At 62.4% G+C, this 9,557-nt stretch carries 7 protein-coding genes; 1 reads left to right on the forward strand and 6 read right to left on the reverse strand.

Features of this window, described 5'->3' with window-relative positions:
* From RMO57_RS20970 to RMO57_RS20995, 6 genes are all read right to left on the reverse strand, one after another.
* Positions 1–945 (reverse strand): alpha-amylase family glycosyl hydrolase (locus RMO57_RS20970; RefSeq protein WP_310389973.1); only part of this gene is annotated, 945 nt, incomplete at its 3' end.
* A 12-nt stretch (positions 946–957) separates the two neighbouring features.
* Positions 958–3,342 (reverse strand): glycoside hydrolase family 13 protein, encoded by a 2,385-nt coding sequence (locus RMO57_RS20975; RefSeq protein ID WP_310389975.1) that lies wholly within the window; start codon positions 3,340–3,342, stop codon positions 958–960.
* A 7-nt stretch (positions 3,343–3,349) separates the two neighbouring features.
* Positions 3,350–4,240: a maltose ABC transporter permease MalG gene (malG, locus tag RMO57_RS20980; RefSeq protein WP_310389977.1), complete on the reverse strand. Its 891-nt coding sequence runs from the start codon at positions 4,238–4,240 to the stop codon at positions 3,350–3,352.
* 85 nt (positions 4,241–4,325) lie between these two features.
* The gene (gene malF, locus RMO57_RS20985) at positions 4,326–5,918 is read right to left on the reverse strand and encodes a maltose ABC transporter permease MalF (protein ID WP_310389979.1); all 1,593 of its coding nucleotides are present in this window, start codon (positions 5,916–5,918) and stop codon (positions 4,326–4,328) included.
* On the reverse strand, positions 5,919–7,109 hold the full coding sequence (malE, locus tag RMO57_RS20990) for a maltose/maltodextrin ABC transporter substrate-binding protein MalE (protein WP_310389981.1): 1,191 nt from the start codon (positions 7,107–7,109) through the stop codon (positions 5,919–5,921).
* On the reverse strand, positions 7,106–8,221 hold the full coding sequence (locus RMO57_RS20995) for a sn-glycerol-3-phosphate ABC transporter ATP-binding protein UgpC (protein WP_310389983.1): 1,116 nt from the start codon (positions 8,219–8,221) through the stop codon (positions 7,106–7,108). The genes malE and RMO57_RS20995 overlap by 4 nt, the downstream gene beginning before the upstream one ends.
* A 241-nt stretch (positions 8,222–8,462) precedes the next feature.
* Here RMO57_RS20995 and RMO57_RS21000 point away from each other — a divergent pair.
* On the forward strand, positions 8,463–9,557 hold a 1,095-nt coding region (locus RMO57_RS21000), incomplete at its 3' end, for a glycogen/starch/alpha-glucan phosphorylase (protein ID WP_310389985.1).

Consider the following 9,557-nt stretch of genomic DNA (forward strand, 5'->3'; position numbering starts at 1 on the left):
CAGGCACACGCCGACCAGACCGACCAGAAAGATCAGCAGGTTCAGGTTGCCGAGTTGCTGCAATGGCCCCGTCCCCAGCCAGCAGGCCACTGCGAGCGCGCCGATCACCGATCCGGCCGCACCCAGCTCCTTGCGCGACACGGTGCGCAATGCAAACGCGAAGACCAGACCGAGCATCGCGATCACGCCGAACGCAAGGGCCGAGACGCGCAGCGAGTTCGGCAGGCCCAGCTCGGGTGACTTGATGGCCCACTCGTCGCGCGTGTACTCGAGCGCTGGCCCTCGGTTGAGCCAAAAGCGCAGGCTGCTGCGGTGGTAGTCGACGACGGCCGGGTTGCGCAGATTGAAGTCCGGCATGTGCGGGCCAAAGGTGCCGAAATAATGACCGTGCTCAGTCACGTACCAGGGGTTCTTGCCCCAGATGTCCCAGCCTTCGGGTGCTGCGTGCTGCCACACAAACCAGTCGCGGTAAGGGCTGCCCGGCCCTTGCAGCGCTTGTTGAAATAGCGGGTGAGCGGCCGCACTGTGGTTGATCACATAGTCGATGATGACGGCGATGCCGCGCTTGTGGGCTTGCCGCATCAGCTCATCAAAGTCCGCCAGGCTGCCGTATTGCGGCTCGATAGCGCGATAGTCAGTGGTGGCATAACCATGATCTTTGTCGGCGCTGGGGGTGATGGGCATCAGCCAGATGCCTTGGATGCCCAGCTCCTGCAAATAGTCCAGCCGCTGGATCAGGCCGCGCAGATCGCCGCTGCCGTCGCCGTCGCTGTCCTGGTAGCCGCGCACAAAGATTTCCATGAACACGGCACCGTCATGCCAGCCCTTGGGGCTTGGCTTGACGGGTGCCGCAACCGCATGGCCGAACAGAAGCAGCGCTGTGAGTGCGGCGCACCGCAGCCGATCGGGGCCAACGCGGTCTTCTGCGAACTGTGGTGATGGCATGTGAGGGCGGCTCTAAAGGCTGATCAGCACGCGCCCAAACAGCGGCGGCACGCTGATTTGCACGACGCCCTGGCGGTCGGCCGTCAAGGTGCGGCCCGTCATGGCGTCTCTCCAGCGCAGGCCGCGCATGTTCGGTGCCAGCTTGAGCTTGACGGTCTGCATCTTCTCGGAGTTGTTGCTGGCCGTCAGCGCCCAGCTCTTGCCGTCTTGGCGGGCCAGCACGATCAGATGGGCGTCCAGGTGCAGCGGTGCATTGAAACTGCCGTGGCGCAAGACCTTGTGTTGGTGACGCAGCTGCGTGAGGCGCTTGATATCGGCCAGCAGCGCGGTGTCGGGCTGGCCGCCGAGGTCGGCCCAGGGGTAGGTGGCGCGGTTGAGCGGGTCTTCGCCGCCACCGACACCGACCTCGTCGCCGTAGTAAATCGCCGGTGCGCCGGGCAGCGTCATTTGCATAAAGCTGGCCAGGCGCAGCCGCTGTTTGGCCAAGGCTTCGGCTTCCCGGTCGGCCTCGACCTGCCAGCCCAGATGATGCAGAGCGCGCGCCTGGTCATGCGATGACAGCAAATTCATCATCGCGAAGAAGGCCTGCGGCGGGTAGGCCTCGCGCATCAGCTCGATATGGGGGTAAAGCTTGCGCGCATCGCCGCCGGCCGCATAGTCCAGCACCGTGTTGCGGAAGATGTAGTTCATGGACGAATCAAAGCTGTCGCCGAGCAAGAACTTGCTGGCATCGAACCAGGTCTCGGCGATCAGAAAAGCGTCCGGCTTGTGCGCCTTGATCGCCGTGCGCCATTCGCGCCAGAAGTCATCCGGCACCCAGGGCGCCACGTCCATGCGCCAACCGGCCGCGCCCAGGTCCAGCCATTGCAGCATCACCGAGCCGGGCGCGCCGAAGGCAAAGGCGCGGAAGCTACTTGACCCCTTGTCCAGCTCGGGCAAATCCTTCACGCCCACCCAGCCTTGGTATTGGTCCTCGGGTTTGGCTTGGCCGGGGTCGAGCTTGAACCATGAGGCGTAGCTGGAGGCCGGGTTCAGCGCCCCGTCATCAAACGCGCCGCCGGTGGGGTAGTTGCCGAAACGGTTGAAATAAGGGGAGTCGCTGCCGACATGGTTCAGCGAGGTGTCCGGAATGACGCGGATGCCACGCTTGGCCGCTTCAACCGTCAGACGCTTGAAGTCGGCGTTAGTACCGAAGGCCGGGTCGACTTGGGTGTAGTCGGCGGTGTCGTATTTGTGATTGCTGGCGGCGCGAAAAATCGGCGTCATGTAGATCGCGTTGGCGCCCAGCGACTTGATGTAGTCGAGCTTACTCATGATGCCAGCCAGATCACCGCCGAAGAAGTCGTTGTTGAAGGCTTCGTCCGAGCCGTCTTGGCTGCCGGGCTTGTAGGGTTTGTCCAGCCAGTTGGCGTGGAACTCGACGTCCTTGTCCTGGTAATGATCGCGGCCCGGGCGTGGGTCGTTGTCCGCGTCGCCATTGCGGAATCTCTCGGGGAAGATGTTGTAAAACACCGCGTCGCGTGCCCAGTCGGGTACCTTGAAATCGGCGGCGTAGACGGTCTGGCGGTAGCGGCGGATGCGTTTGGATTGTTCGGGCAGTGGGTCCACCAGACCTAGGCCCATGCTGCCTTTCTCGCGCGTCCAGAACACCGGGTCGCGCTTGTTTTGGTAGACAAAGGTTTGGCCCTTGATCTGCACTTCGAAGTGGTAGCCGTAGATGGCCGGGGCGGCAAAGCTGTGCTCGGCGCTCCAGCGCTGCGCCTTGCCAGTTTTGCTTGCCTTCATGGGCAGGCGTGTCGCCTCGCCATATTCCAGCAGCTCTTGATTGCCCTCCAGCCGGCGCTTGGCGACCACCAGCGTGGCACTCTCAATGCCGGGCTGCGCCTGGAAGCTGTAGCGCACGGGCCTATTCGGCGTGACCGCACCAAACGGTGACTTGTCGCGACTGTCGCGCGAATCAAAACGGATGCTCAGCGCGACCGGGTCGGCGACGGTGGGTGCGCTGACGAGTTGCGGTGCTTCACCTGAGAACGGGCTGATCTGCAGACGGGCCGCGCCAGCGTCGCTGAACAGCAGTTGGAACTTGTGACCGCCAGCAAAGCGCTCGCTGATCGCACCACCCTTCAGCTTCAACTCGGCCGCACTGCCGCCACCAAAGTCTGCGTCGCCCGACCAGTCCTCGTCGGCGATCTTGAAGCTCTGCTCGCCGCTGATTTTGGCGTACAGCTCATAACGGTCACACACATAGACAAAGCGGTGCTCGTCGCTGGCGCTCCAGTTGTTGAACGTGCCGCGCAGAAACAGCTCACGCTCGCCGAGCGGGCTGGGTTTGCAGTTCTGAGCGGCAGCATGCCCCGCCGACAGCAAGAGCAGGGCGATCAGTAAATGATGGCGCATCTCGCTGCTAACCCTTGACGCCGCCGGCCGTCAGCCCGGAGACGATCCAGCGTTGCGCCAGCAGGAACACCAGCGTGATCGGCAGGCCCGAGAGCACCGCAGCGGCGGCAAAGTCGCCCCATAAAAAGCGCTGGTCGTGCAAGAAGTACTTGGAGCCCACGGCCAGGGTCAGATGGCTTTCTTCGCGCAGCAGCACCGAGGCAACCGGGTATTCGATGATGCAGCCGATAAAGGCCAGCACGAACACCACCATCAGAATCGGCACCGCCATCGGCAGCAAGACCAGGCGGAAGGCCTGCCAATGGCTGGCACCGTCGACCTTGGCGCATTCCTCGATCTCGACCGGAATCGTTTCGAAATAGCCTTTGATGGTCCAGATATGGGTGGCCACGCCGCCCAGATAGGCCAACACCAGGCCGCCATGGGTTTCAATGCCCAGCCAGGGGATGAAGTTGCCTATCGTCTCGAAGATGGTGTAGATCGCCACCAAGGCCAAAACCGGCGGGAACATCTGCAAGAGCAGCATCGAGTTCAGGATCGGCATCTTGAAGCGGAACTTCAAGCGCGCGAAACCAAAGGCCGCCGAGGTCGAGATCGCCACGATCAAAAAGGCCGAGATGGTCGCCACCTTGATCGAGTTCCATAACCACAAGAGCACCGGGAAGGGCGGCTGCACCAAGCTGCCGTCCGCCGCTTGGTAGGGAATGCCCAGTGCCAAGGACCAATGCTCGAAGCTGATCTGCGTCGGGATGATGCTGCCGGTGGCGAAGTTGCCGGGCCGCAGCGAGATGCTCACGATGGCCAGCAGCGGGAATAGCGTGAGCCCCAAGAACGCCCACATCAGGGCGTGAGCTGCCCAGACTCGCCAACGTGCTTGTTTGCCTCGAACGATTGCCATGTCAATGCCCGCCCGGCCGCCCGAAGGGCATTGAGCGCCCCCTCGGGGGGCAGTGAACGAAGTGAATGTGGGGGTTCATAGTCCTCTAGCCTTGTGCTTTCTTCATCAAGCGCAGATTGATCAAAGACATCGCCGCCACCAAGAAGAAGATCAGCGTCGAAATGGCCGCCGCGAGGCCGAAGTCGGAGCCGGAATCCTTGAAGGCGATGCGGTAGGTGTAGGACACCAGGATGTCGGTCTGCCCGGCCGGGATCTTGGTGCTCAAGAAATCGGGCCGGCCGTCGGTCAGCAGCGCAATCAAGACAAAGTTATTGAAGTTGAAGGCAAAGGCGCTGACCAAGAGCGGTGCCAGCGGTTTGATGACCAAGGGTGCGGTGATCTTGAAAAAGTTGGTCAGCGGGCCGGCCCCGGCAATCGCCGAGGCTTCGTACAAATCGGCCGGAATCGCCTTCAGCAAGCCGGCACACAGAATCATGATGTAGGGGTAGCCCAACCAGACGTTGACGATCAAGAGCATGGTCTTGGCCAGCAGCGGGTCGGCAAACCAGGCCGGCTTGACGCCGAACAGTGCGTCCAGAATCGCGTTGATCTCACCGAAGTTCTGGTTGAACAAGCCTTTGAAAACCAGGATGGAGATGAAGCCCGGCACCGCGTAAGGCAGGAACAAAAGCGTACGGTAAGTGGTGCGGCCTTTCAGGTCTTCCCAGTTCAACATCACGGCCAGCGTCATGCCGATGGCCGTGGCCAGCACGACGGTCAAGAGACTGAAGATGACCGTCCAGCTGAAGATCGCCAGGAAAGGACCACGGAACTCGGCGTCCAGCAGCATGCGGGTGTAGTTCTGCCAGCCGACAACCACTTTGAAGCCGGGCTGCAAGATTTCGCCTTCAGCACTTTGAAAATTGCCGATCTCGCGGTTGGCGCTGAAGACCAGGCCGTCGGCGATCCTTGTCAGACTGCCGTCCGCGTTAGCTTGCCAGTTGCGTGTGATGGGGCCAAATTCGCGCAGCCCCAGGTAACGGATATCGCCCAGACCCGCCGTGGTCGGCAAAACCAGCTTCAACTGCATCAAGGCCTCGCGGTGCTGAATCAGCTCGCGCAAGCCCAGGGCCGGCTGTAGGGGCTGATTGGCAAAAGCCCCCATCTCGACCGCTAACTCCTTGCCTGTGCTGCGCAAGGCCAATGTCGGCGAGACCCAGGCCGGCTTTTCATCGGCTCCTCTGAGCACCAAGCGGAACTCAGGCCCATCCGCATGCAGGGTGAAGGGCTGAGTCAGCGCTTGCATCGCCTCGTGCTGGTCCAGCAGATAGTCGCGCACTCGCTGCTCGCTCAACAGGTGCGCGGAAGAGTAGTTGGTGAAGCCGATTTGTGCCGTGTAGATCAGCGGGAAGGCGATGAAGATCAGCATGCCGGCAATGCCGGGGAACAGGTAGCGGTAAGCAAAGCCCGCATTGCTGACGTAAACGTAAAAGGCCGCCGCGAAGAAGCTCAAGGCACCGACCGCCCACCAGGTTTGGCCGGCGGCGTGGATCATGAAGACCAGATACAGCGCGGCCAGCATGGCCGCGCCGGTGAGCGGCCAGCGCAGGGCTTGCAGCGCCCGCTCTAGCGCGGTAGGCGGCAGTTTGCTGTAGGCGCTGAGTGCGCCGAGGCTTTGTGTTTGGAATGCTGCGCTCATCTATTTGTTACTCTTCAAGAGCATGCGGGCGCTGGCACCGTCGAGCGCGTCCTTGGGGCTTTGCAAGCCGTTGGTGATGGCCTCCAGCGCAGCGTCCATGGCGGTCCAGAAACGCCCGACCTCGGGGATGTTGGGGATGGCCTCGCCCAGGCGGGCGTTCTCCATGCTGGCGCGGATCAGCGGGTTGACCGACAGCTCGGCATAAAAGGCCTTGTTGGCGGGCACGCCGATCGGCACATCGGCGTCCAGCATCTTCAGTGCGTCGGGGCGCATCAAGTGGTTTTCAAGGAATTCCCTGGCGATGTCTTTTTGGGTGCTGGGCGCGGCAATCATGCAGCCGAGCACGCCGACAAAGGGCTTGGACGGTTTGCCGGCAATCACCGCAGGAATGGGAGCCACGCCGAAGTCGATCTTGGCCCGTTTCGCGTTGTCCCAGGCCCAGGGGCCGGAGATCATCATCGCAATATCGCCCTTGGCGAAGCCGCTTTCCATCTCGGCATAGCGTGCGCCCTTGGGCATATGGCCCTCGCGCAAGAGCCGGGCAATCATCTCGGCACCGGCCAGCGCGCCGGCATTGTTGACATGGACGCTGTTGGCATCGAGCTCACCCTTGGCATCGCGGCCGAAAATCTGTCCGCCCGCGCCGGCCAGGATGGACCAGCTGAAGAAGCTCTTGTTGTAGTCCCACAAAATCGCGTGCTTGCCTTGCTTTTGCAACTGCTTGTCCAGCGCAATCAGCTCATCGAAAGTGGCCGGTGGCGTGGCCACCAAGGCCTTGTTGTAGATCAGGCCGGTGGTTTCGATCGCAATCGGATAGCCCCAAATCTTGCCCTGGTAGGCAAAGGCCTGCCAGGCCGCTGCTTCGACCTCCGCATAAATCTTTTTGCTCGGACGCAGCGGCGTCAGCAGCCCCGATTTGGCCCATTCGCCGACCCGGTCATGCGGCCAACAAAAGATGTCCGGGCCTTTGCCGGCACCGGCGGCTTGCTGGAATTTGTCGGTCGCGTCGACGGGATGCTCGACCACGACCCTGACGCCGGAGGTCTTGGTAAAAGCATCGCCGACTTGCTGCAGGCCGGTATAGGCCTTGTCGCCATTGATCCAGACCAGCAGTTTGTGATTGCCGGCGGCGTGGCCGGTACCGCTCAGCAGCAAGGCGAGCAGCGGCAGAAAAAGGGCGCTGCTCTTCATGCGGGCGTCCCGCTCAATCTTGGCAGTGCCAAGCCAGCGGCATCGAAAACGTAGCAGGCTTCGGGCGGCAGGCTCAGTCGAATGTCTTGGCCGGCCTTGATGCGCGTGCGGCCGTCGAATTCACAAGTTAGCGCATCCTCCACGCCGGGGTAGGCGCAGTAGGCATGCGTGGCGCTGCCGAGTGCTTCGACAAAGGTGACGGTGCATTGGATGGCGTTGACGGCTTCGGCCTCGCCGTCGCAGACCACAAAATGCTCGGGTCGCAGGCCCAGCGTGACCTTGTCGCCCGACTTGGCGCTGGCGGCATTGACCGCCGTGCTGACCACCGCGCCGCTGGCCAGACGCAAGCTGGCACCAGAGGGTGATGCCGCGACCACCTCGGCTTCCAGAAAATTCATCTTCGGCGAGCCGATGAAGCCGGCCACAAACAGATTGACCGGATGCTCGTACAGCTCCAGCGGCGTGCCGACCTGTTCGATGCGGCCGGCATTCAACACGACGATGCGGTCGGCCAACGTCATCGCCTCGACCTGGTCATGGGTCACATAAACCATCGTCGTCTTGAGCTCTTCGTGCAGCTTGGCGAACTCATAGCGCATGCGCACGCGCAAGGCGGCGTCGAGATTGGAAAGCGGCTCGTCGAACAAAAACACCTCGGGCTTGCGCACAATCGCGCGGCCAATCGCGACGCGCTGGCGCTGGCCGCCGCTCAAGTCCTTGGGTTTGCGGTCCAGCAGATGTTCGATGTGCAGAATCTTTGCCGCGCTGTTGACCGCCGCGGCTATCTCGGCCGGCGGCACCTTGGCCAGCTTGAGACCGAAGGCCATGTTGTCGTACAGATTCATATGCGGGTAGAGCGCATAACTCTGGAACACCATGGCGATACCGCGCTCGGCCGGCGGCACCTCGTTGACGACGCGCCCGCCAATGCGCAACTCGCCGCCGGTGATTTCCTCCAGGCCGGCGATGGTGCGCAATAGCGTGGACTTGCCGCAGCCCGAGGGCCCGACAAACACCATGAACTCGCCGTCACGAATCTCCAAGTCGATCCCGTGCAGGATCTTGACCTCGCCGTAGGCCTTGGCCACGCCGCTGAGTTGAACATCTGCCATATCTTTGTCTCACGCCTTGTCTTATCTCAGGGGCAATATACCGTTCTGTATGTAGTTTAACAACAGCAAAACTACCTAGGTGCGATGACTTTTTGAGGGGAAACCAAGATGCGAAAGACAAATTGGGGCTTTCACTATGTAGTGAAACTACACAAAATTACCGGAGTAGGCGATACTTTGTCCCATGCCGCCTCTGGCCCTTCATTGTTTCCCTACTTTTGCCTTTCCTTTACCCATCCTCATGACGTCCAACGCAGTCCAAAAAGCCACCCTCAACGAACAGTTCACCCTGGCCTATGGGCTTGAGCTGGCGCAGGCCACGCAACCCACGGCGGCCGTCGCCATGCGGGCTGCGGCCACAGCGGCACGCGGCGTGTTGGCCGAGCGCTGGGCGCGTACGCAGGCGCAGGATGCCGCGCGCGACTCGAATCAGGCAGCGGCGCATCCGGTGCGCCGCGTGCATTACCTGTCGATGGAATTCCTGATGGGCCGCGCCCTGACGAATGCCTTGGCGGCCTTGGGTCTGGAGCCCGAACTGAGCCGGCTCTTGGCCGCGCAGGGTCAGCAGCTCGGCGATGTGCTGGAGCGTGAGCCCGACGCGGCGCTCGGCAACGGCGGCCTGGGTCGCCTGGCCGCTTGCTTTCTGGATTCGTTTGCCGAGCTGGGCCTGCCGTCCTTCGGCTATGGCCTGCGCTATCAATACGGCATGTTCGCCCAAGCGATTCAAGACGGCCGGCAGGTCGAGGCACCGGATGACTGGATGCGCCTGGGTCAGCCCTGGGAAGTGCCGCGTGCCGATGTGCGCTATGCCGTCGGCTTCGGCGGCCGGGTCACGGTGGACGAAATGGGCCGGCGCCACTGGCAGCCGGCCGAGCTGTTGGAGGCGCAGGCCTTTGACTTCATCGTGCCGGCGCACCACAGCGAACGCGTCTCGACGCTGCGCCAATGGCATGCGACGGCCGCAGCTCCTATCGATTTCAAGGCCTTTTGTGCCGGCGACTATGCCGGCGCGTCCCGCCACCGCGTCGCCGCCGATGCGCTGAATTGGGTGCTCTACCCGGACGACAGCAGCGCGGCCGGCCGTGAGTTGCGCTTGAAGCAAGAGGCTTTTTTGGTCAGCGCCTCGCTGCAAGACCTGATCGCTCGCCATCTGCGCGAGGCGGGCAACCTGGACGGTTTGGGGCTAAGCAACGCGATTCACCTGAACGACACCCACCCGGCGCTGGCCCCGGCTGAGCTGATGCGCTTGCTGCTGGATGAGCATGGCCTGGGCTGGGATCAGGCCTGGGCGATCACGCGCCAGGCGGTCTCCTATACCAACCACACCTTGATGCCC

It is taken from the genome of Roseateles sp., assembly GCF_031397715.1.
Taxonomy (GTDB): Bacteria; Pseudomonadota; Gammaproteobacteria; order Burkholderiales; family Burkholderiaceae_C; genus Paucibacter_A.